This is a genomic window from Natronorubrum marinum (assembly GCF_052040125.1).
Lineage (GTDB): Archaea > Halobacteriota > Halobacteria > Halobacteriales > Natrialbaceae > Natronorubrum.
Window position 1 is genome coordinate 512,093 of record NZ_JBPPFV010000002.1, and the last position, 21,599, is coordinate 533,691.

Annotated in this window: 27 protein-coding genes, 1 tRNA gene and 1 pseudogene; 15 read left to right on the top strand and 14 right to left on the bottom strand. The window is 57.9% G+C overall.

All coding sequences use genetic code 11. The features are described from left to right. Positions 1 to 30: 30 nt before the first annotated feature. A pseudogene (locus ACSFC5_RS12190) lies at positions 31 to 318 on the bottom strand (WDGH domain-containing protein). Between the two features lie 359 nt (positions 319 to 677). On the opposite strand from ACSFC5_RS12190, the gene ACSFC5_RS12195 reads away from it, so the two are divergent. Then, positions 678 to 875 (top strand): DUF7557 family protein, encoded by a 198-nt coding sequence (locus tag ACSFC5_RS12195; protein WP_440765522.1) that lies wholly within the window; start codon positions 678 to 680, stop codon positions 873 to 875. Beyond that, positions 872 to 1,267, top strand: coding sequence for a PIN domain-containing protein (locus tag ACSFC5_RS12200; RefSeq protein WP_440765523.1), 396 nt, complete (start codon positions 872 to 874; stop codon positions 1,265 to 1,267). The genes ACSFC5_RS12195 and ACSFC5_RS12200 overlap by 4 nt, the downstream gene beginning before the upstream one ends. Positions 1,268 to 1,456: 189 nt before the next feature. Here ACSFC5_RS12200 and ACSFC5_RS12205 read toward each other — a convergent pair whose 3' ends face one another. Beyond that, positions 1,457 to 1,750: a WDGH domain-containing protein gene (locus ACSFC5_RS12205; protein WP_440765524.1), complete on the bottom strand. Its 294-nt coding sequence runs from the start codon at positions 1,748 to 1,750 to the stop codon at positions 1,457 to 1,459. A gap of 103 nt (positions 1,751 to 1,853) precedes the next feature. Here ACSFC5_RS12205 and ACSFC5_RS23345 point away from each other — a divergent pair, with 103 nt between their 5' ends. Then, the gene (locus ACSFC5_RS23345; protein WP_502262689.1) at positions 1,854 to 2,045 is read left to right on the top strand and encodes a DUF8053 family protein; all 192 of its coding nucleotides are present in this window, start codon (positions 1,854 to 1,856) and stop codon (positions 2,043 to 2,045) included. A 10-nt stretch (positions 2,046 to 2,055) separates the two neighbouring features. Here the strand turns inward: ACSFC5_RS23345 and ACSFC5_RS12210 are convergent, their stop codons facing one another. Together ACSFC5_RS12210 and ACSFC5_RS12215 are read right to left on the bottom strand one after the other, a co-directional pair. Next, positions 2,056 to 2,826 carry a hypothetical protein gene (locus ACSFC5_RS12210; RefSeq protein WP_440765525.1) on the bottom strand — a complete coding sequence of 257 codons (771 nt, stop codon included), beginning with the start codon at positions 2,824 to 2,826 and terminating at the stop codon, positions 2,056 to 2,058. A 137-nt stretch (positions 2,827 to 2,963) separates the two neighbouring features. Continuing rightward, positions 2,964 to 3,410 carry an HNH endonuclease gene (locus tag ACSFC5_RS12215; protein WP_440765526.1) on the bottom strand — a complete coding sequence of 149 codons (447 nt, stop codon included), beginning with the start codon at positions 3,408 to 3,410 and terminating at the stop codon, positions 2,964 to 2,966. 200 nt (positions 3,411 to 3,610) lie between these two features. Between ACSFC5_RS12215 and ACSFC5_RS12220 the strand changes: the two genes are divergently transcribed. Then, complete coding sequence (locus tag ACSFC5_RS12220; protein ID WP_440765527.1) at positions 3,611 to 3,844, top strand: hypothetical protein; 234 nt, start codon at positions 3,611 to 3,613, stop codon at positions 3,842 to 3,844. A 186-nt stretch (positions 3,845 to 4,030) separates the two neighbouring features. Here ACSFC5_RS12220 and ACSFC5_RS12225 read toward each other — a convergent pair whose 3' ends face one another. Both ACSFC5_RS12225 and ACSFC5_RS12230 read right to left on the bottom strand, forming a co-directional pair. After that, positions 4,031 to 5,182, bottom strand: a complete 1,152-nt coding sequence (locus ACSFC5_RS12225) for a restriction endonuclease (protein ID WP_502262690.1) — start codon at positions 5,180 to 5,182, stop codon at positions 4,031 to 4,033. 529 nt (positions 5,183 to 5,711) lie between these two features. Then, entirely contained in the window at positions 5,712 to 6,125 is a 414-nt protein-coding gene (locus ACSFC5_RS12230; RefSeq protein WP_440765529.1) for a hypothetical protein, read from the bottom strand. 162 nt (positions 6,126 to 6,287) lie between these two features. Between ACSFC5_RS12230 and ACSFC5_RS12235 the strand changes: the two genes are divergently transcribed. Then, entirely contained in the window at positions 6,288 to 6,875 is a 588-nt protein-coding gene (locus ACSFC5_RS12235) for a tyrosine-type recombinase/integrase (protein ID WP_440765530.1), read from the top strand. Positions 6,876 to 7,009: 134 nt separating this feature from the next. After that, the gene (locus tag ACSFC5_RS12240; RefSeq protein WP_440765531.1) at positions 7,010 to 7,810 is read left to right on the top strand and encodes a hypothetical protein; all 801 of its coding nucleotides are present in this window, start codon (positions 7,010 to 7,012) and stop codon (positions 7,808 to 7,810) included. Positions 7,811 to 8,346: 536 nt separating this feature from the next. On the opposite strand, the gene ACSFC5_RS23350 is transcribed toward ACSFC5_RS12240, so the two are convergent. Further along, entirely contained in the window at positions 8,347 to 8,640 is a 294-nt protein-coding gene (locus ACSFC5_RS23350; protein ID WP_502262693.1) for a winged helix-turn-helix domain-containing protein, read from the bottom strand. 123 nt (positions 8,641 to 8,763) lie between these two features. Here ACSFC5_RS23350 and ACSFC5_RS12245 point away from each other — a divergent pair, with 123 nt between their 5' ends. Then, positions 8,764 to 9,198, top strand: a complete 435-nt coding sequence (locus ACSFC5_RS12245; protein ID WP_440765532.1) for a hypothetical protein — start codon at positions 8,764 to 8,766, stop codon at positions 9,196 to 9,198. Positions 9,199 to 9,221: 23 nt separating this feature from the next. On the opposite strand, the gene ACSFC5_RS12250 is transcribed toward ACSFC5_RS12245, so the two are convergent. After that, positions 9,222 to 9,293 (bottom strand) — tRNA-Ala (locus tag ACSFC5_RS12250). A gap of 723 nt (positions 9,294 to 10,016) precedes the next feature. Between ACSFC5_RS12250 and ACSFC5_RS12255 the strand changes: the two genes are divergently transcribed. Genes ACSFC5_RS12255 through ACSFC5_RS12270 form a run of 4 tightly spaced genes read left to right on the top strand, consistent with a single transcriptional unit; the run spans position 10,017 to position 12,622 of the window. Continuing rightward, positions 10,017 to 10,484, top strand: coding sequence for a 30S ribosomal protein S15 (locus ACSFC5_RS12255; protein ID WP_440765533.1), 468 nt, complete (start codon positions 10,017 to 10,019; stop codon positions 10,482 to 10,484). Positions 10,485 to 10,497: 13 nt separating this feature from the next. Beyond that, a complete protein-coding gene (locus tag ACSFC5_RS12260) occupies positions 10,498 to 11,691 on the top strand; it encodes an exonuclease (RefSeq protein WP_440765534.1) in 1,194 nt (397 codons plus the stop codon). Next, entirely contained in the window at positions 11,688 to 11,987 is a 300-nt protein-coding gene (locus tag ACSFC5_RS12265) for a KEOPS complex subunit Pcc1 (protein ID WP_440765535.1), read from the top strand. The genes ACSFC5_RS12260 and ACSFC5_RS12265 overlap by 4 nt, the downstream gene beginning before the upstream one ends. Continuing rightward, complete coding sequence (locus tag ACSFC5_RS12270) at positions 11,984 to 12,622, top strand: 30S ribosomal protein S3ae (protein WP_440765536.1); 639 nt, start codon at positions 11,984 to 11,986, stop codon at positions 12,620 to 12,622. Before ACSFC5_RS12265 ends, ACSFC5_RS12270 begins: the two co-directional genes overlap by 4 nt. Before the next feature lie 89 nt (positions 12,623 to 12,711). Here the strand turns inward: ACSFC5_RS12270 and ACSFC5_RS12275 are convergent, their stop codons facing one another. Next, positions 12,712 to 13,422 carry a hypothetical protein gene (locus ACSFC5_RS12275; protein WP_440765537.1) on the bottom strand — a complete coding sequence of 237 codons (711 nt, stop codon included), beginning with the start codon at positions 13,420 to 13,422 and terminating at the stop codon, positions 12,712 to 12,714. A gap of 164 nt (positions 13,423 to 13,586) precedes the next feature. Between ACSFC5_RS12275 and ACSFC5_RS12280 the strand changes: the two genes are divergently transcribed. Further along, a complete protein-coding gene (locus ACSFC5_RS12280; protein ID WP_440765538.1) occupies positions 13,587 to 14,819 on the top strand; it encodes an iron-containing alcohol dehydrogenase family protein in 1,233 nt (410 codons plus the stop codon). Positions 14,820 to 15,415: 596 nt separating this feature from the next. Here the strand turns inward: ACSFC5_RS12280 and queC are convergent. From queC to ACSFC5_RS12300, 4 genes are all read right to left on the bottom strand, one after another. Next, positions 15,416 to 16,162 (bottom strand): 7-cyano-7-deazaguanine synthase QueC, encoded by a 747-nt coding sequence (gene queC, locus ACSFC5_RS12285; RefSeq protein WP_440765539.1) that lies wholly within the window; start codon positions 16,160 to 16,162, stop codon positions 15,416 to 15,418. A gap of 13 nt (positions 16,163 to 16,175) precedes the next feature. Beyond that, positions 16,176 to 16,979 (bottom strand): 7-carboxy-7-deazaguanine synthase QueE, encoded by an 804-nt coding sequence (locus tag ACSFC5_RS12290; protein WP_440765540.1) that lies wholly within the window; start codon positions 16,977 to 16,979, stop codon positions 16,176 to 16,178. Position 16,980: 1 nt separating this feature from the next. Then, the gene (locus tag ACSFC5_RS12295; RefSeq protein WP_440765541.1) at positions 16,981 to 17,469 is read right to left on the bottom strand and encodes a 6-pyruvoyl trahydropterin synthase family protein; all 489 of its coding nucleotides are present in this window, start codon (positions 17,467 to 17,469) and stop codon (positions 16,981 to 16,983) included. Positions 17,470 to 17,748: 279 nt separating this feature from the next. After that, complete coding sequence (locus ACSFC5_RS12300; RefSeq protein WP_090304066.1) at positions 17,749 to 18,105, bottom strand: winged helix-turn-helix domain-containing protein; 357 nt, start codon at positions 18,103 to 18,105, stop codon at positions 17,749 to 17,751. A 191-nt stretch (positions 18,106 to 18,296) separates the two neighbouring features. Here ACSFC5_RS12300 and ACSFC5_RS12305 point away from each other — a divergent pair, with 191 nt between their 5' ends. Next, positions 18,297 to 18,986 carry a competence/damage-inducible protein A gene (locus ACSFC5_RS12305; protein WP_440765542.1) on the top strand — a complete coding sequence of 230 codons (690 nt, stop codon included), beginning with the start codon at positions 18,297 to 18,299 and terminating at the stop codon, positions 18,984 to 18,986. A 28-nt stretch (positions 18,987 to 19,014) separates the two neighbouring features. On the opposite strand, the gene ACSFC5_RS12310 is transcribed toward ACSFC5_RS12305, so the two are convergent. Next, the gene (locus ACSFC5_RS12310; protein ID WP_440765543.1) at positions 19,015 to 19,140 is read right to left on the bottom strand and encodes a hypothetical protein; all 126 of its coding nucleotides are present in this window, start codon (positions 19,138 to 19,140) and stop codon (positions 19,015 to 19,017) included. Positions 19,141 to 19,298: 158 nt separating this feature from the next. On the opposite strand from ACSFC5_RS12310, the gene ACSFC5_RS12315 reads away from it, so the two are divergent. Next, complete coding sequence (locus tag ACSFC5_RS12315; protein ID WP_440765544.1) at positions 19,299 to 20,402, top strand: ATP-NAD kinase family protein; 1,104 nt, start codon at positions 19,299 to 19,301, stop codon at positions 20,400 to 20,402. A 104-nt stretch (positions 20,403 to 20,506) separates the two neighbouring features. Beyond that, the gene (locus tag ACSFC5_RS12320) at positions 20,507 to 21,538 is read left to right on the top strand and encodes a PhoU domain-containing protein (protein WP_440765545.1); all 1,032 of its coding nucleotides are present in this window, start codon (positions 20,507 to 20,509) and stop codon (positions 21,536 to 21,538) included. Positions 21,539 to 21,599: the final 61 nt, after the last annotated feature.

Here is a 21,599-nt window from a genome sequence, read left to right on the forward strand (position 1 = left end):
CTTTCGATCCGAACTCGATACGCTCAGTTATCAGTAGGAGCTAGTGATGTAGCGCGCGAGTCGGCAGTTCTCGAGCGTCCGATCGTAGCCGTCGTAGCCTCCTGGTGGGTCGATCTACTGGAGTGACGACCGCTCGAGGACATCCTCGAGATCGGGCGTAACGTGCTACCACTTCTGGCCCGCTGGCGTGTCGACCCAGATTACCGTCCAGTCCTTGTGCCAGTACCAGCCCGCGGTGTTCGATCCTCAGGTGAGACGGATTGCTCTTGCGAGCACAAAGACGTGAAAGATCAGCCTGTCCGAGTAACTCAGACGGATACGGGTACTTGGGAGGTGTCTGTGATTGATCCGAACGACTACCCCGAAAAGAGAGGCGTAACCCGTGACAAGCCGTTCAACCAGACCTGAGGACATGACGGCCGATGAGATTCGCGAGCACGTGCTCCGGTTCATCGTCAAACAAGACATTAACCGTCACCGTGATATCTACGACAAACTAACTGACGAGTAGCGTTACTATAGTAGACACTGAAATTCAATGTACATCCGATCGCAGGACGGCGTTGCGATCAGTGTGTGAATCGTTACAGTGTCTACTATAGACCGCCGCGTCTGTTCACATAGCAAAGTTGGAGTTCGTCGAAAAGGCTTAGATTCTGCATACGCTCTGCATACATATGAGCACGTCAATTCGTGTCTCCGAAGAGACGAAAGCGAAACTCAATCGTCTCAAGCAGGACGACGAGAGTTTCGACGAGTTACTCGAGCGATTAGCGGATGACGAAGAACCGATTGCAATCGGGTCGTGGGAATCCGGCACCGCTGAGCGTGCTCGTGACGCTATCAGTCGGTCACGAGATAGTTTCGAGCGATGACGTTTCTCGAGTCGTCAGTTATTATCGACATGCTCGAGGGTGTTGATGAGACCGTTACGTACGTCGAATCTCGAGGCACACCGTATCTCACCTCGTCGATCTGCGTCTACGAAGTCCTCGCAGGGACACTCGGTCGTGGTGAGACGAACGTGCGAGAGGAGCGACAGCGTTTCGGCGGCGTCCGCGCGCTCGAGTTCAATGAACGGATTGCACTTGAGGCCGCTCGACTCCAGGACGAACTGCTTGCCGGCGGCGAACGAATGACTGCTCGTGATCTCATGGTCGCTGCAACAGCACGCACAACCGGTGACCAACTCGTCGTCGCTGACGCTGATTTTCAGACCGGCGTGCTCGAAGACACGATGCAGGTCACGAATCTTCGGGACGAGTGACCCTGTCCGCGAACCCCGTCCTCGAGGACGCGGTCGGGAATAATCCACGAGTCGCGACCGTCTTGAGTCGGCGGTCGTCGTCGCTCCAGAGTTGTGCCTTGTGTTTCTCGCGGAAGCTATCGGCAGCGGCTTTCGATCCGAACTCGATGCGCTCAGTCATCAGTAGGAACCAGTGGTGTAGCGGGCGAGTCAGCAATTCTTCAGGGTCCGGTCGTAGCCGTCGTATCCTCCTGGTGGGTCGATCTGCTGGAGTGCCGACCGCTCGAGGACATCCTCGAAATTGGGCGTAACGTGCCAGGACTTCTGTCCGGCCGGCGTGTCGACCCAGATCACCGGCCAGTCGTTGTGCCAATACCAGCCCGCGGTATCCGATCCCCAGGTGAGACGGATTGCTCTCGCGAACGCAATCGCGAGCAGATTCCGGTCGTGGTACACCTCGTCGATAGCTTTGCCATCGTCAGGTGGCGGGTCAGTAGAACCCATACCAGAAGGGTCTCGAGAAAGTAGATATCAGTCTGGAATATCATAGTCTCGTACTAGTGAGGCCAATGTTTAAACAGGTTCAGTGCTAGTTAGAAACGTAGCAATGCCGATCCATCAGTTGACACAAGTTGGTCGTACGTCGGGCGGAGTCGTGCTCCCGAAGAGCGAACTTCGGGCGCTTGGATTGGTCGATGAAAACGGGAACGTGAAAGATCAACCAGTGCGTGTAACGCGAACAGACAAAGGGGTCTGGAAAGTTTCGGTGATTGATCCGAACGACTTCCCGAAATCATAAACGGTCCTAATCAGCTATGATTTTTCAGTAGGAGAGCGGCTAATCCGGTAGATATTGTGGCAAGAAGCGTTGCTAGCTCAAGTTGACTCTGAGCTGCTAATGCAATAGCAACGAATGCAGAAATGCCAGTGAATACCCATACAATAGTCGGATCCCGGAGGTACCCAACATCTATAGCTGCTATTATTGATTCGAAAGGGTCTGGACTGCTCTCCTCAGCACTCTCAACAGGTTCAAAGAGAGGGTTTTTTGATTTGTGATCTAATTCAACTATTATGCGTGAGAAAATGTCTTCGAATGTCTTCTTCAAATACTCTTCATCTCTTCTTTCGACCTCTATAATATAATCTCTAAGCTCCTCCTGGCGTGCTTTCGACAAATATCGATAGTTGCTTTTGTTATTTTTTATATCGGTGAGTTTCAACACCACCTTTTCTATTTCACCTTTCTGAAACTGATCAATTGCGTATGCGATATCATGATATCGAACATCCATACTATTGAGTTCGGATTCTTTTCGTTTCTTTCTAACCATGTATGCAATCGCGAAAGTTACGGCAGTAATCGCTATCAAAATCCCGGTAAGAATAACAAGACCATTTTCATCAGCACTAGCTGCCGACATTATACCCGCAAAAGCACCAGCCACCCATATTATGGGCCCATATTCTTTCCAATTCTTATAGTTTCCAGCTTCAGTTTCGTCTCTCAGATATTCTGATACAAAATTAGATAGTTGGGCATCTGCTTCAGCAGAATCGTATTCAAGGGTAGCTTCCATGAAATCTCGTATGTACTCATAATTGATAAGTTGTAAGGATTTTTGAATGTCAATTTGAAAATCGTTCTAAGGGTGCCCGCGAAGCCCTGAATCGAGGATACTCTGAATAGATCACCTGGTGAGCAGAAACACAGGCTCTACTCATCAAACTCAGATAAACTAGATTGGGTACCTGAGGGAGCGAATATGTTATTAATAAATTCCTCCGACTCTTTTTTCTCAACTGTTTTCATATTTAGAAGGTCAGGACCTGTGTTCCTCAGTCGATTATTGAGTCTTTTCCGCTCCACATCAGAAAGCATTAGCTCGTCCCAGTTTTCAATGCCTATCTCTCGGAGTTGAGATACTAACGACCTCGACTCAACCTGAGAGTGGCAATCCCGACATACAGACACTAAATTCACTGGAAGATGTGCATCGACATTATCAGGAACTTCGGAATCTGCTACAAGGTGATGGACGCTCAATCGTTCGTCACTTTCGGGACCGTCACACCTTATACACCGGCCAGCATCTCTATTCCGAACTGTCATCGCGATCTCTTTGAATCTCCGACCTCTATCCTGACCTTTGCTACTTGTCATTACTGTAAGCTAACATGGGGATGTCTTGGATTTATTGGCTACTTGATTGCCATCCAAATGTCCGAGAAGCCTGTCCTCGATGACATTGACTAACGGTAGGATTCGGAATCGGTATAGAATCACGTCCAACTCTTATTACTACTCTTCTGGAAGATTAAGACATGAATCGGTACTCGACGCGAAACGGTGATCAGATTAGAGTGATCGTTGAAGAAAGCAAGGAACTGTCTTTTTCAAGTGACATTGAGATAACTGCTGTCGGAAACCACGGGAATATCAATAGCACCAATCATGAACCAGAACTCCTCAAAATCTTCCAGAACGATATCGTATTTGATATAGAAATAGAACCATCGGGCTCGAACAAGACCAATCGGTATGAAGGCTGTATGTTAAAATCGCCAACGAAATGGCAGTCCGCCTCGCCACCGTGATGGTTGAATAAAGGCAATTATTTTGTGGTTAGATATTTCTCTGACTACTGTCCGCGAACCCGCTCTTCGAGGACATTTCGACGTCGATTGAGGGGGCACTGACGCACTGATAAGCCTATATTCATGTTCTGTAGGGACAAAAATGGAGATCAAGGACACTCGAAGCCAGTTCAGTACAGTGGTAGCTCAGGCCGACTCCTTGATTTCACTAACAATCTCGTCACTGAGACGGTGACTTTCGACAAGATCGGTTTGGAGAAGCATCTCAACTAAATCAGCAGCTGCGAACAACCGAACCGGATAGGTGGTCGAGTTCTCTTTTTGGGCACTGTGAGTGAAGTGGGATGTAGTAAAAAACAATCCAATCTCGCCGTCATCGATTCTGGAGGCCAATCTGCTGAGTTCTTTCCCAGAAACACTGCTGGCCGTGTTTTTTGCCTGGGCCTTGAAATCGACTGTTGTTGCAGTTCCACTCAGATGAGTATCTGCGAGAAGATCGATACTGCCTGTGAGATCTACGCCTCTGTCACCACTTGGGGGAGTCAACTCTACATTAGTGAATGTGGGGAATTGTTCGAGAAGAAATTTGAGGAGATACTCGAGTTGGACTCCTTTATTCGGACCGTCGAGACGGTTCCGGATATCATCGAGCAGTTCTTTCTCGTGTCCGTCTGGATATTGAGTCTCCTTTGCGCGGATGCTGTCTTTGTATATGGAGTACCGTTGAATTCGTCCGTCCAACACCCACTGGTTCCAAGCGTCAGGTCCGCCGGTATCGACACCGGTTCGCGCCTTTCGATGAATCCATTCCAGGCTAACGGAATCGGTATCGAGAATCGCAAGCTCGATCAGATAGTTGACAGCGGTTTCGCCCTCATCTTTGTGACGTTCGATTCGGAGATCAGTAATCACGCACACTCCACGGAAGGTGACTTTACCTGACTCTGGCTGTTCGAATAATAACACTGGTGGTGCGTCTGCACGCTTGCCCTGAGCGTAGGTTTCCGTATAGTCTGTTTTGACCCAGCCGTTACCCGTGGGTGCGTCTGGATTAGGACGGTGCCTTGCTTTAGCGTCGCCCCAGTAATGAGCAATACCATCAGACATATTGATTACGTCCTCCCACGGGTTTTGAGTCTGAGAGGAACTCGAATCGGAATAGAAGACTAAGAACTCGCGTTCACCGGTGTTCGGATTATTAATCGAACGGATGCCGCCTGAATTTCTGATTCCCGTCTCGATTGGTCCGTTCAACCAGGTCTGGAATTCATCTTTCGCTGGATCCATCGAACTCCGGTATGTCTCATTGACGACGTACTTGTCGCCATAACAGGTCATAAAACATAGATTCTGCTGGAGGTGTTTTGCTCTTATCGTTCACCGACCGTCTCTCTTCACTTCGTATGCAACCGCACTGCGTTTCTGTGTCCGAGAATTGGGGAGTTCTCGGACAGCGCTTAACGGTAGATTCTGCTATTAGTCAATCCACCAATTCTGAGAGCTAACAATTATATTGTCTCCTGACAATGAATCTCCAAATGGCGTCAATCAATGTAGAGGATGCAGTTTTCACACAGGAGCAACAAGATGCAATCGCAATCATAATCGTTGGCTCATATCTTAATTCTAAGCACCCTCACCTAATGACGACGATTGGCGTTTTATATTCCACATCTGTTTGGTTTAAACGCAAATCATTGGAAGCTCCCTCAAAGGTTATAGAAACATTGATTTACGGGGAGATCGGCCGATTTGGCCGTGATTTATTAGAAGGATTTTTGTGATTGTTGACGGGGTCTCTTGACTGGTTCGTTTTTTAAATTAACCCTGCCCCCTATCCGAGATTGTCCTCAAAGTCGGATAAAATTCAATCTTCAGAATCTTTGTCAATTTCCCCCTTCAGTCTCTCTATTTCTCGATAGTTCATATGTGCTGAAAACATGGTCACTACAGTTATAACCAGCAGAAAATAGATTGCCACACTGACTGGGACGGGAAGATTAGAGACATGAAGTGTTCCACCCACAATAATCTCGCGACCCCAGAATGTTGTATAAAATGTCTCGGCAAAGATGCTAGCAATTTGGGTGAGTAGTCCAGTGATCGGCAGCGCTATCATTGCTTGAATGAGAGGATGTTTCTCACGAACCCATTCCCAGAATCCCCAAAACGCATGGGTGGTCCCTTTCAAAACATGAATTGATGCATTTGCAAAGGACTGGACAGACGCATCAAAGTGATCCGAGGAGGAGTCGTTAGATGGATTCTTCTTTGAACTCATTATACCTGGAGAAGATTTGGAATTGTAATAAGTATGGTTGTAAAGCCAACGTCCGAGAACTACGGTAGTCTCGGACAGAATCGACCCGATCTACCCCTCGAGCACCACCGAAAAAACTAGATTGCTGGCGGTTTTTGTCCGACATGCAGGCATCACGGACACATGAATCTTCAACAGCACGAGAAGCGCGACGATATGAAGGTGTGGCTCAGTCAAGACGAAGTGACGGTACTTCTCGGGGCTGCTGGCGAAACTCAGCAGCGGATTGCACTCGCACTCGGTGCACATTGCGGGCTCCGCTCGCACGGAGTGCTTGACGTTGCCCCTGAGGACATCGTCGATACCGACGCCGGAACGATGTTACGGGTATGGCATGGGAAAGGAGACAAGTACCGAGAGACACCGGTGCCGCAAGATATCGCGACAACTATCCGTACTATCGACGACTATCGCGACGCGCCAGCTAGTTCGTCGCTCGTCGAGGTCTCGAGTACGCGGTCACTCCGACGGTGGCTACGGTCTGCTGCTGACCAACTACACGAGGAGACCGGCGACACTGGGTGGTCGTATCTCGGATTCCACGATCTCCGACGCACCTGGGCAACTGCGCTCGCGTCGGATGATGTTGATCCCCTACTGGTCTGTGACTGGGGTGGATGGAACGATCTCGAGACCTTCCTTGAGCATTATCGCGGGAGCTATAGTCCGGAGGCTCAGCAACGTGAAAGAGAAAAGGTCACTTGGTTGTGATTCCTGAGCTCGGTGTTTCTTTTGTCAAATTAAATACTCACATCTTAATCAATAAGTGTATCCGTATAAAATATGTGTATTCCAATATGATATTCAAACGAACAATTATAGGTAATTACTGACGTCATAGAAACGTGCCAAAGATAAAGCTGAATTTTGGAGAGGTTGAGGCTGATGAAACTATTCCGCCTATGGACGCTATTGCAGAAGAAATCGACGAGAACGGTATTTTTGGGTCGACTGGGGACCGACGTGGTGTTGCCACACGGTCAACAGGGGATGAATATTCTGTCGGAGATGACTACATATTTGTCCGCTACGTTCATGAAGTCACTGAAGAAAGGAAGGAAATTGGTGACGGAGAAGTGGTTATTGGTGAGGGCAACATTGCTCGCATCATGCACTTCATGTTGACACGTGACGGAAAGTACGCTTACGAGTCTACATCTGGGGTCTATGATGATGATGCTCTAGAATATTTGATCGGCGAAGACTCATTTGAAATTGGATTTGATTGCACCAGATATAATCGATTCACCCGAGATCAGATGGACGAATTCTATGAGCGTGCATTTCGAGTTCGCGAGCTGAAGCTGAAAGAAGTTGGAAATCGTGAAGAGAACGATGAAGAGGTAGATGACGATGTGTCAAACTATGTTGAGCGAGCAGGCGAAAGTACTGTTCGGGCAGAATTCAGCACAGGTCAACAAGATAATAACTTGAAGGGACCAGATATAATTGATGGCTTTGCCCGTCTCTCGAGGCTTAATTATCTCCGAATGAAGAACACAGAGGGTCAAATTATTGAAGCTCACCGGAACGGACGATATACAGTGAGCTACCCTCCGGATCTTGATGTTCACGAGCTGGGTGAGCGGGTCCGAACTACTCTTACATCGGTAACTGAAGGGCTTACTCGAGAAGAGGACGAGTGAAATAAAAACAAATTGTCATTGCTGAATCAATCGAGGCAATGAATCGTAGGCTGATGGAGATTTTCAACGTCTAATTCACCCTCAAGGTACTCTTGTCTTCTATACGTAATCTCGTACAGATGGTGATCAGCAATTACAGGTGTGACGAGGCCAACCTGAGTAAGCATCCCGCATCACTCTTTGATCCGGTTTCGAGAAACTTGGCTACTTTCGGCCTCTATCCAAGCTAAAACAATTTGATCAACCACGGAGTGACTGAGAAACTGGTCGAGGTTGATTGTCTGCATCAATCTCTCCCTCGAGATAAAGCATTCCCCATCTCGTGATTTCATACATGTCACGATGTACGGGTGCAATCAATCCAGCACAAGCAAGCATTTGACACCGCTCACGAATCCGAGCTTTCGATGCTCGAAACTGCCGTCTTGAATCCATTACTGACACTGAGGATCAGGGCTCCTCATTTAGATGCTCGAGGATTCGATCATCGAGCTGTTGCATCCAGTCTGCTGAGTGTCGTTGGCTCATGTGAACAGTTACGTGGAATTCCGAATGTTGTTTGATGATGCGCTCCCTTCATCGCTGTTTCCGTTAACCTGAGTCCACGTTTCTGTGTCGAGTTCACCTTTGAGGTAGGACTCTCCCTCATCAGTGATTACGTACACGCCGTTGCCAAGATGTGTGAGCAGGCCTTTTTCATTGAGTATTCTACATTTCCGAGCAATGTGCTGTTGAGAGTAGCGAATACGACCTTCATCCTTCTTTTCTTTCGGTGACCCTGAATCGTTTTCGTGAATATATTCTAGAATGCGATTATCCACGAGAGACATCTAGTCTCTTGAGTAGCGCATACTTTCATCGGCGCTTCATAGGTGTCTAAATGTACTCAAAATAGCGTTCGTACTTCATTGGCGTATTTATGTTTCTCTGTAACATTGATCACACAGACTTGTATGGTCGGAGACTGTCCGCACGATCGCGATCCAGAAGACTGCGAAGCAACCGAGTACGGACATTACTACGACTGCCCCAGCAGCCTCTCCCCACACACGATCAGGCGTGGTGCAATCACGCACCAGCTCCGCGCGGATATTTCCGAGAAGATCGCCAGCGACCGATGTGACGTCTCTTCTGAAATCCTCGAGCGCCACTACGACCGACATACAGACCGCAAGAAGTGGAACAGCGGCGCGACTTCATCGAAGACCTATAACAGGAAAATGACTCTCAAGAAAGCAGCTGTCAGCACTGTCGTATCGTTAGCCGTCAGAATCCCCACAGGGAACGGTATTCGGGCAATAGAAGGCCTGGTGCGCCAAATTCCGAGTGGACTCGCCGGGATTGAGCAAACCCGAAGGGTTTGCGATGTTCGGCGAGTCTACGACTGAACGAGCGAAGCGACGTGAAGAAGTGGACTCGCCGGGATTTGAACCCGGGGCCTCTCCCATGCCAAGGGAGTGATCTACCTCTGATCTACGAGCCCTCGTTCGCATTCCTCCATTTTCCACGGGAATAGATAAACCCCTCGAAACGCTCGAGCCACCCCTGACGTTAGCACACACGGTCCCCGCGAACCCACATTCCAGTAGTTATAAGTTAATATCCAGACAAGACCCGTACGGAAGCTACGACTCCGATCCGCCGCAGGGGGCCTGCGCCGAAATGCCCCGGGTGGGCCAACACCCGAGACGTGGCTTCCAAACGAGCGGTTTGCAAGCCATGATTACGTTCCGACCACGACGATATAAACGTCCCGCAAGCCAGGCGTATCGCACTCGAGACACACCCCTCCCACGCACCACTGGGGCGCTAGCATGAGTGAGGAAGAGCCTCACCCGCTGTTAGGCCGGTGTCCCAGCTGCGACGGTCAACTCGCGTGGGTTACCACAATGGGCCCGCACACCCACAGCGCACAGCCCTGTGGCTGTCGGCTCACTGCCCGCCAGATACGGGCGTTGCTGTAGCCACACGCGAGACGGACCACCATTTTTTCGGACCAAACCCACCAGCACCACGACTCCCGAGTCGGTCCCGGTCTAGAAACCCTTTAGTCCGTCCGAGCGAAAGCGCTGGTGGGAAGCGCACGGCCGCAAATCTGACTGTGCCATCCGCTATTCTGGATGGCTTGGGATTGCGGAAGTGCAACGGTAGTCGGATGACCGACTATCGCACAATCGAGCGGTCAGTGCGGTTCCTATCCTCACCAATGGCACGAATGCATACCCGCCGCCGAGGCTCGTCCGGATCGGACAAGCCAGCGGCAGACGAACCGCCGGAGTGGAGCGACGTCGACGCGGACAAGATCGAAGACCGCGTCGTCGAACTGGCAGAGCAGGGCTACGATCCCAGCCAGATCGGGATGAAGCTGCGTGACGAAGGTGTCACGGGCACGCCCATCCCGGACGTCAAGCTGGCGACCGGGAAGAAGCTCACCGAGATTCTCGAGGAGAACGACGCCAAGTCGGACCTTCCCGAGGACCTCGAGAACCTGATGGTCCGCGCGATTCGACTGCGCGAGCACATCCAGGAGAACCAGCAGGACTACCAGAACAAGCGCGCGCTGCAGAACACGGAATCGAAGGTCCGTCGTCTCGTCTCCTACTACCGAGGGAACGAGCTCGAGCCGGACTTCACGTACTCCTACGAGGTCGCGAAGGACCTCCTCGAAGAGTAACCCAACCTCGCTAATGTCCACAGAGGGTCGTTCCGCCGAGCCGTCGTCCGCCTCCGCCGCAAGCGCACTCGAGCGTGCGGGCTTCGTCCACATCGTGGCACGAGCCGACGGCGACGCGCTCGCGGCGAGCGGCCTCCTCGCGAGGGCGCTCCGCGAACGCGAGACGCCGTATCAGGTCAGCGTCGGACGGACCGTCGCGGACCGAACGGCACGCGTTCGCGACCGAGAGCCGGCGGCCGACGACGCCACGGTCGGCGTCGGGGCCGTCGATGCGGATATCACGAGCCTCGAGACGGCCGATCGACCGGCTACGCTCGCGGCACTCGACCTGGTTCGCGACCTCGACGCGACGCCGGATCCCGTGCTCGCGCTCGCCGGCCTCGTCGCCGCCGACGTAGAGCCGGGTGCCGGCGAGAGCGAGTGGCTCCTCGAGACCGCCCGCGAACGCGGGCTCGTCGACCGTCGTCCCGGACTTGCGGTTCCGACCGCGGATCCGGTGGACGGACTCGCCCACTCGACGCGGCTACACGCGCCATGGTCGGGCGACACCGACGCGACGCGCGACGCACTCGCGGGACTCGACGTCGATCTCGAGGCCTCCGAGACGTACGACGGCGACGACCACCGGGCGATTGGCTCGGCCGTCGCGCTCGACGTGATCGGCGACGACGACGCAGCCCCGGTCGCCGCGGAGGCGATCCAGCGCGCGCTCCGGCCGTACGCGACGCCCGACCACGGGTTCGCGACGGTCGGCGGCTACGCTGACGTCCTCGAGGCGACGGCGCGAACGGAGCCCGGAACGGGCGCGGCGCTCGCGATGGGCCACGACGCCCACGAGCCGGCGCTCGCGGCCTGGCGAGCCTACGGCCGAGACGCCCACGCGGCGCTCGAGGGGGCGTCGACCGGCCGCTACGACGGGCTGTTCACGGTCGGTATCGACGACGGGCCGGTCGACGCGGTTGCACGCATGGCCGTCGCGGTCCGTTCGCCGGAGCCATCCGTCCTCGCCGTCGGCGACGGCGAGGCCGCGGTTGCGACCCGGGGCGACGAGCCCCTCGGTGCGACCGTCGAGGCCATCGCCCGCGAGTTCGAAGACGTCGGAATTCCCGACGTCGCCTACGACGGCGGCCGACGGCGCGGCTACCTCAGATACGACGCCGACGTGGACGAGTCGACGATCATCGCGACAGTGAGGGAGATACTGTGAGCCGACGCGCGACTATTCGAACGACCCACGACGACCCGGAACTCGTCGCCCGGGCACTACGTCCGGACAACACGGACGAGATGGAGACCGAAGTCGAAAACGGCGCCGTCGTCACGCGAATCGAACGCGAGACGACCGGCGGACTCCACTCGAACGTCGACGACTACGTGGTCAACCTCGAGGTCGCAATCGACGTCGCACGGACGACCCAGAGCGGAGCCGAACAGCACGACCGACCAGCGGACACGGGGACCGTGTCCGACGCAGACAGCAACACCACACACGATACATCATGAGTGAACGATCAGTTTCACGAGCGAAACAGGAGAAGCGGTGGTATACCATCCTGGCACCGGAGCAGTTCGACCGCCAGGAACTCGGCGAGACCCCCGCTGACGAACCGGAGAAAGTATACGGCCGAACAATCGTCACGACGCTCGGCGAGTTGACGAACAACGCCAGCGAGAACAACACGAAGTTGACCTTCAAAATCAACGACGTCGGCAGCGACTCGGCGTACACGGAGTTCGTCGAGCACTCGCTGACGCGGGACTACCTGCGATCGCTGGTTCGACGCGGCGCCTCGAAGGTCGAGGCCTACGTCACCGTCCTCACGACGGACGACTACCGCGTCCAGATCCAGCCCGTCGCCTTCACGACCAAGAAGGCCGACGCGAGCCAGGAGAAGGCCATCCGCGAACAGATGGTCGCGATGATCGAAGAAGCCGCCGCCGAACGCGACTTCGAGGAACTCGTCGATAGCGTCGTCGAGGGCCGACTCTCCTCGGCGATCTACGGCGAGGCCAAGACGATCTACCCGCTGCGCCGCGTCGAGATCCAGAAGACGACCCTCGAGGCCCGCCCCGAGGAAGTCGCCGAAGAGGAAGCGACCGCGGTCGACGTCGACGAAGAAGACGTCGCAGCCGAGTAATCGCGACTCGACGATCGCACGACGATCGAGATTCGGCAGCACACGTTTTTTCCAGACCGAAACAGACCCAGTCTCGAGTTCGTTCACACTCAGGTGACCAGCACCATCTCGGTAACCTTGTGTGCGCCCGTATTTACTCGGATGGGGAACGACTCGCCCTCGCCCGCGGGATGTCCCGCCCGGAACTCGAGCGTGATCGTTTCCCGATCGCCCGCGCCGAGCGTCAGCAACTGCGAGTCTTCGATCGCGGGATCGTAGCCGACGACGAGGTCGACGTTCGTCCGCCCGGTCTCGCCACCGACGTTCTCGATGGTGGCGGTCACCTCGAGCAGTTCGCCGCCACCGACGGGCGAGTTCGTCCGGACGGTCGACACCTCGAACAGCGCCGGATCCACCGTCTCGCGTCCGTCCTCCGTGACGACGACAATTTCGGTGACCATGTGCGCGCCGGTGTCGAGCCGAACCGGGAAGACCTCGTGACCGCCCGAGGGCTGTCCGGCCTGAAACTCGAAGACGACCGGTTCTCGGACGCGAGGCGGGAGCGTCAGCGTCTGGCTCCCTTCGACCACCGGATCGTAGCCGACGATGAAGTCGACGTCGGTCGTGCCGGTTTCGCCACCGACGTTCTGGATGGTCGCATCTACCCAGAGCAGTTCGCCGGCGCCGATAGGCGAGTTCGTTCCGAGAAACACCACCTCGAACAGCGCCGGGTCGTCTCTCTGTACACCTACCGCCGTGCCCCCGTAACCAGCGGTCCCGACTCCCGCTCCCACGAGGGTGATGAACCGTCGACGGTCCATACCCGGACCTTGGTAGTCAATAACTATCAAACTACACGAGACGTATCGCTGTCGTCCATTGTCAGCCGCCCTGTCTTCTTTTCTCGCCGATCGTCGCTCGAGCGAGTCTCCCGCCGATCGCCGCAGTTCTCGCTTTTAAGACCGATCCGCGCGTACCGTCGCCTATGACACCGACTCGCTCGAGCGACGATCGGCGGGACTCGACCGTCCGATTCGAGTACGATCCGGCGACGATTCGGTTCGGTACCGGTTGCGTCGCGGAACTCGAGACCGAACTCGAGATCCAAGAACTCGAGTGCGCCCTGGTCGTCTGTGGCTCGACGGTCGGGAGCACTCCAGACGTGATCGATCCCGTTACGGAGGGCCTCGGCGACCGACTCGCCGGCGTCTTCGACGAGACGACGCCGAAAAAGCGCCTGCAGACGGCTCTCGAGGGACGCGACCGACTCGAGGACTACGACGCCGACGTCCTCGTGAGCCTCGGCGGCGGCAGCAGTCTCGACGTCGCGAAGGCCATCAGCGTCCTCGCGGCGACCGATCTCGGTCCGGCGGCCGCCGGCCGGGAGTTCGCCGAAACCGGCACGCTCCCCGTCCCGGACGACGGGCTGATTCCGATCGTCGCAATCCCGACGACCCTCGCCGGAGCTGACCTCTCGATGTCCGGGGGGCTCACCGCCTCGCCCGACTCCGGACCGGTCGACGAGGAGATCAGCGGCGGACTCTCGGCGCCGGGACTGATGCCCGCCGCGGCGGTCTACGATCCGGAACTGGTCGCGACCACGCCCGACTCGATCCTCGCGGGCTCGGCGATGAACGGGTTCGACAAGGGGATCGAGGCCATCTACGCGGCCGACGCGACGCCGGTAACCGACGCGACGGCCAGACACGGCCTCGAGAAACTCGAGGACGGCCTCCGGGCGTTCGGCGACGACGACCGCGAAATCGGCACCTTCGAGACGATCCTCGAGGGAATCGTGCTCGTCCAGTACGGCATCTCCCGGCCCAGCGGGTCGATACTCTCGATCGTCCACGCCTTCGGTCACGGCCTGACCCACACCTACGACGTCCAGCAGGGGGCCGCCCACGCCGTCGTCGTCCCGCACGTCCTCGAGTACCTCTTCGAGCAGGAGGGCGTCGACGCGCGGGAGGGGATGCTCGCGAACGCGCTGGGCGTCGACAACGCCGCGGATCACGGCGCTGCGGTCGTCGGAGCGGTCACCGAGCTTCGAGACGGACTCGGTCTGCCCTCGAAGCTACGTGACGTCGACGGACCCGAGCCCGACGAGTTCACCGGGGTCGCCGAGTACGTGCTGGCCGACCGGCTGATGGGGAACGCGCCACCGGGGGTTGATCCCTCCGTCGAGGATATCGAGGGAATCCTCGAGGCGGCGTGGTAGACGCGTGAAAGACACCTCGGTGGCACGTGACGGGAGTTTGTCGGCATTTCGCTGATTATCGATTCGACGGCGTCGATTCCACAGACTGCGGCGGACTGACGCCGCGGCGTGGTGGCTGGAGTCCGTCCTGCATCGGTGAGAGCAGCCACGCGAAGTAGACCGCGAGAATCGCGCCGATCGCCGCCAGAACGAATAACACCGTCGGAACGGCGAGGTGGACGATCTCGAGAAGCGAGAGTCCGAGGCCACCGCTGAAAGCGAGCCCATTACGAAGTTCCGCAACTCATCGGGGACGAAAGCACAGAGCCGCTGACGCCAGTACACCGCGTAGCAGAATCCACAGACGGTTCCGAGGAGCACGGCGCCGGGGCTCTCGAAGGGGTTCGGAAATCCCGTTTGACGCGTGACAGCGAAGCAAAATATCGGCAGGCCGAGCACGAGACCGACGAGTTCGCCGCGGCGACCGTCCGGGGTCGTCCACCCGTCGTCGTCGCGGAACCACTCGAGGAGGGAGACGGCCATTGCTATCAAATCGAACGTATCTGTCAATAACCATTTCGGTGGATCGACTGCGACCTGCGGCTCAGCGACTCGGTCTACCGCTCGCCGGCCTCCTCGACGTACGACGGCCGCTCGGCGTACGCGATCGGATCCCGAACGCCGATGGTCTGGAACGCCTGCAGCCGGAACGCACACGAGTCACAGGTCCCGCAGGCGGGTTCGTTCTCGCGGTAACAGCTCCAGGTGTGTTCGTAGGGGACCTCGAGAGCGGCTCCGCGTTCGGCGATATCCGTCTTCGAGTCCTCGACGAACGGGGCCTCGATCGAGATCTCGGTCTCGGGTTTCGTCCCGACGTCGACGACCTGCTCGAAGGCCTCGAAGAACTCCGGCCGGCAGTCCGGGTATCCAGCGAAATCCTCGCTGTGGGCGCCGATGAAGACGGCCTCGCAGTCGTTGGCTTCGGCGTAGGAGACGGCCATCGAGAGCAGATTCGCGTTCCGGAAAGGGACGTACGACGAGGGGATCTCGTCGCTGTCCATGTCCGCATCCGCGACGGCCAGCTCGTCGTCAGTGAGACTCGAGGCCCCGATCTCGGCGAGGTGGCCGGTCTCGATCTGCAGAAAATCGGCGGCATCGAGTTCGTCGGCGAGTCGGCGTGCGCACTCGAGTTCGCGATCCTCCGTCCGCTGGCCGTAGGAGGTGTGCAGGGCGTAGATCTCGTAGCCGCGGTCGCGGGCCTCGTAGGCTGCGGTGGCACTGTCCATGCCCCCCGAAAGGAGGACGACGGCGCGTTTCGAGGGCTGTTCGTCGGTCGCGGTGGTAGTGGTGTCCGTGTCAGTCATGGTCGAATTCGAATCACGTTTCGGGGGCGTCGTTCCAGAGGTCGACGTGCAGTCGCGGCGTGTACCGGAAGCCGTGGTCCATCGCCAACTGTGCGACTCGAGAGCGGGTGTCCTCGAGTCGCTCCCGCGTCGCGCCTTCGGGCATCAGGAGGACGTCGTCGTCCCGGATCGGGACGGCCGCCGCGTCTCGGAGGTCGGCGAGCAACTCGAGGATTTCGGGTAGGTCCTCTTCGTCGGTGACGACGAACTTCAGTTGGAAGTCGTAGCTCTCGACGAGGTCGGTGAGCGCCTCGAGATCGATCCGGTCGTTCTCGTGGCGCTCCGCCCACTCTCCCTCCCCTTTTGGATCGCGATCGGGCGTCGGCGTGCTGCTCTCGAGTTTCGGGCTGATCGACGCGAGGTCGATCGGCGCGTCGCGGGGGATCGTCCCGTTGGTCTCGACGGTAGTGTGATAGCCGCGCTCCGCGAGCGTCTCGAGCAGATCGACACAGCCCTCGTGAATCATGGGCTCGCCGCCCGTGAGGACGACGTGTTCGGCCTGCTCGTACGACTCGATCTCCGCGAGGATCGCCTCGAGATCCAGCCAGGCGTGGGTCGGCTCCCAAGAGGTGTGATAGGAGTCACAGAACCAACAGCGGAGATTACAGCCGCTCGTGCGGACGAACACCGACGGGACACCGGCGAGCGTTCCCTCGCCTTGCAGGGAGTAGAACAGTTCGTTGATCGGGAGTCCGTCCGTCGACTCGCGGTCGCGCTCGTCGCCGTCGGTCACGCTCGGCCCGGTTTCCTCCCGATCGACCGAGTTCGAGACCGGCATCTCAGAACCGGCTCCCGCCGCAGAGTTCGCTCGTTTCGTTGACCTGAACGCCGATTTCGGTGACGTTCTCGGGCAGCGCGGCCTCGAGCTTTCGCTCTAAGATGACGCTCATCACCTCCGCAGTCGGCGGGTGCTCGAGAACGACCATCCCGTCGTCGTCGCCGGCCGCCTCGAAGGCATCCACGAGAGGGTCGCCCGCCTCGAGGAGGAACATGTGATCCCACTCGTCGATGACCTCGGTAATATCGCCTTTGTCGGCGACCCACCCCTCCTCGGTCAGTTCGCCGGCGACGGTGACGGCGACCTCGTAGTTGTGGCCGTGGGGTCGCGAACACTTCCCATCGTGGTGGAGGATCCGGTGCCCGGCGCTGATTCTGATCGGTCGATCCCGGCCGACGTGGAGGACGCGCTCGGTCCCGGTAATCGCATCTTCGTCGCCGTCGGCACCGATTTCGTCTCGTCGGTCAGACGTCGTTGCTCGCCCAGTCATATCCGGATATTCTCACAGGAGTACTTAACTATGTTCTACTCGGTGCGCGGTTACACGAACTCGCACGGACAGGGCTGCAGTCACATAAACTCGCACGAAAACTCGAGCGTCGTGGTGGACTCGCTAGCGAGAGGAATCGAAATGGCTCTACAAATCCCGCAGTCTCCGTGAGACCGCGGTCGGAAACGGCGAGCGTTGCGCAGTCGATCGTTCCCGACTCGGCACCAACCACCTTCCACCGGGCAGTGTACTGACTGCGCTCGCTCACGAACGACGGGTTCAGTCCTTGAGTTGGTCCTGAAGCCTGTTTTTGGCCTCGGTTCGTCGTTTCCGAGAGAACTGCGGTCGCTCGTCGGAGAAGTCGACTTCGATTTCGTCGAGCGTCCGCCGATAGATGTTCGTTCGCCGACCCTCTTCGGACAGCTGTCGGCCCTCGCAGGTCAACAGTCCGGCGTCGACGAGTTCTTCGATTCGACGGTAACACGTCGCGATCGGGATCTCGATATCGTTACTCAATGCCTGTGCTGATTTCGGTGTGCCTGCAGCACAGAGAATCTCCGCACTGTATTTGTTCCCGAGCGCTGAAAGGACCGTGGTCGAGTCCGCCTCGGGTCGTTCCCTCCGACTATGAGACATCGTTCACTGTGTACTGAATTATCAGGATTTAATCTTGTGGTTGCTTTGGGACCGGATTTATAAGCTCGAGCGACTGTTACCGAACAGTACAGATCGACGACATTAGGGCGCCGAGCGACAACACACCGGCGGCCGCGGGGCCGAACCGACGCCTCGATACTCGTTTTACTCCGCGGCCCGAACGGGGCGTCATGAACGCCGCGGTCGTCACCGTGGGAGACGAACTGCTCGCCGGACGGACGATAAACACCAACGCCACCTGGCTCTGTGACCGGCTCAGCGACCGCGGCGTCTCGGTCGAACGCGTCACCACGATCCCCGACCGGATCGGCGACATTGCCCGCGTCGTCAACGAGTATCGGGCCGAGTACGACGCCGTGATCGTCACCGGCGGCCTCGGACCGACGCACGACGACGTCACTATGGCGGGCGTCGCCGCCGCCATCGGCCGCTCGCTCGAGAAACACGAGGGTGCGCTCGCCTGGCTCGAGGACGACGGCTACTCGCGTGCCGACCTGACCGAAGGGACCGCCGACCTGCCGACGGGGGCACGCGCGCTCCACAACGAGACGGGAGTGGCACCCGGGGCCGTCCTCGAAGACATCTACGTGCTCCCGGGCGTCCCCTCGGAGATGAAAGCGATGTTCGAATCGATCGAAGCCGAGTTTTCGGGGACCGCGACGTACCGCGAGGAGGTCGTCGCCGACGAACCGGAGAGCGCCTTACTCGATCGAATTGCGGACGTCCGAGAACAGTTTGACGTCGTCGTCGGCAGCTATCCGGGTGAATCGGTTCGACTCTCGCTCAAGGGGACCGACGAAGCGACGGTTGCGGCGGCCGCGGCGTGGCTACGTGAGCGCGTCGACGAACCCGAAGAATAACCGTCGACGTTCGACGGCCGGCGGTTCGTTATCGGTACAGGTAGGCGAGCCAGCCGATCGTCACGAGCAGACTCAGCGCCAAGACCCCCCAGCCGGCGATCTCTATCGGCAGTTCCGTCTCCGTCTCGAGCACGGCGAACGCGAGTTGGTTCATGTTCGGCGGTGTGTTCCCATCCCTCTTAATCTTTCAGAATCCCGACCAGGCCGCCGCATCGCTTCGCCCGCGTGACATCCTGGGTCCGACGGTTCGTTCGAGTCCGGCCGGGCCGAAAACACCACACGGCTTTTGGATCGGCTCCGCTTAGATCCGGCATGGAGTCTCTCGGTGTCGTCGTGAACCCGATCGCGGGGATGGGCGGTCGGGTCGGATTGAAGGGAACCGACGGCAAACTCGAGGAGGCGCGACGCCGCGGGGCCGAGCCACGTGCGCCCGATCGGGCTCGAGAAGCACTACAAGCGCTTTACCGGCGCAAACCGGAGCTGACCGTCTACACGGCCGCGGACGTGATGGGCGAGCGAGCGGTGCGGGACGCCGGCTACGAGCCCGTGGTCGTCTACGATCCCGCGACTGCAGAAGAGTCGAGGACGACTCCGGAAACTGCCGAGACGACCGCGGCAGACACGCGGGCAGCGGTCGAGGCGCTTCTCGAGCACGGCGTCGACCTCGTGCTCTTCGTCGGCGGCGACGGGACGGCCGTCGACGTCGCCCGAGTGCTCGAGGAAGAAAGCGATGACCCAACACCGATGCTCGGCGTCCCCGCCGGCGTCAAGATCTACTCCTCGGTGTTCGCGGTGACGCCGGCCGACGCGGGCCGGATCGCCGCGGAGTTCGACCGCGTCGCCGACCGGGAGGTGAACGACATCGACGAGGAGGCCTACCGCGAGGGTGAGGTCCGGACCGAACTGCGGGCCGTCGTCCCGGTTCCCGTCGCGGCCGACGTCCAGTCGAGCAAGCAGGTCTCGAGCGGGAACGTCGACTCGCTGGCTGCCGGGTTCGCCCGCGAAATCGACGCAGATCGGACGTACGTTTTCGGCCCCGGGGGAACCGTCGGAGCCATCGAGCAGGAGTTGGGAATCGACCCCTCGCCGCTCGGCGTCGACGTCTGGCGCGACGGCGAGTTGCTCGCCCGCGACGCCGCCGAGAGCGAGATCCTCGCCGTCCTCGAGGGACCGGCGACAATCGTCGTCTCACCAATCGGGGGACAGGGCTTTCTCTTCGGCCGCGGCAACCATCAGCTCTCGCCGGCGATCATCCGACGCGCCGACGAAATCGAGGTCGTCGCCTCGGGGACGAAACTGGACGGAATCGACGCATTACGCGTCGACACCGACGACCGCGAACTCGACGACGACCTTCGCGGCTGGATGCGGGTCCGAACGGGACGGTTCACGACCCGTCTCGTGAAGGTTGTTTAAGGTATCGATAGAGGCAGCCCTCACAACCAACCATATTACTATCCGAGTCAGATATAAGGATGGTATAGTCAAGATTAAGGTGTCGTCGTTCCATAGATGTCCATATGGAAACGCGGAAAGTGCAGCGACTGGGTCCGTCGACGCTTGCCATGACCCTCCCCGCAGAATGGGCGTCCGAACACGATGTCGAGAAAGGCGACGAAGTCTCCCTGCGAACCAGCGGGAAAGGGACGCTCACCGTCATGCCCGAATCGGCGAGCTCCGAGGAGACGGAGGCGATCATCCACGCCGACGATCTCGACGCCGACGCCGTCGAGCGCGCGATCGTCGCGCAGTACGTACTCGGCCGACGCGTCATTCGGATCGACACCGAAGACGGCGCGCTCGAGTCCGACCACATCAACGCCGTCTACCAGGCAGAAACCCAGCTGATGGGACTCGGCGTCATCGAGGAGACCCCCGAGAGCATCTCGATCCGGTGTTCGGTCGATCCCGAGGACTTCACGCTCGACAACCTCTTAGAGCGCCTCGAGCGAACCGGACAGACGATGCGCGGCGAAGGCATCAAAGCGTTAGCCCACGGCAACCCCGATCTCGCTCAGCGCGCCCTGAACCGGGAGCGGCAGGCGAACAAGATCTTCGTCCTCCTGCTTCGATTGATCTTTACGGCCTACCAGAACCCGAACCTCGCGCGTGCGGTCGGTCTCAACACCGGGTTCCCGCTGATCGGCTACCGGTCGATCGCGAAGAACCTCGAGCTAACGGCCGACAACGGCGAGGACATCGCCGACATCGTCATCGAGACGGAGGGCCACAGCCTCAACGTCGATAGCTCGGTCATGCGAGACATCCGGGAACTGAACGAGTCGGTCGACGAGATTACGTCACTCGCCGTCGAGGCGGCCGTTGAGCGCGACTACGACAAGTCCAATCAGGTTCGAACGCTGTTTCACGAGATCTCCGATCAGGAAAAGGAGATCCTCGCCGAACTGCCCGAGATGGACAACGAGGATCTGCTGCGCATCCGCGAAGTGCTCGTCAGCCTCCAGCAGACCGCCCAGTACGCGATGCGAAACGCCGAGATCGCGGCGAACCTCGCGCTGAACGAGGAGTCCGAGCACACGACGATCAACTGACGACATCCCGCCCGGAACGGCCCGTTCGATCGATCGTGTCCTCCGATTTTTCGTTCCGCTG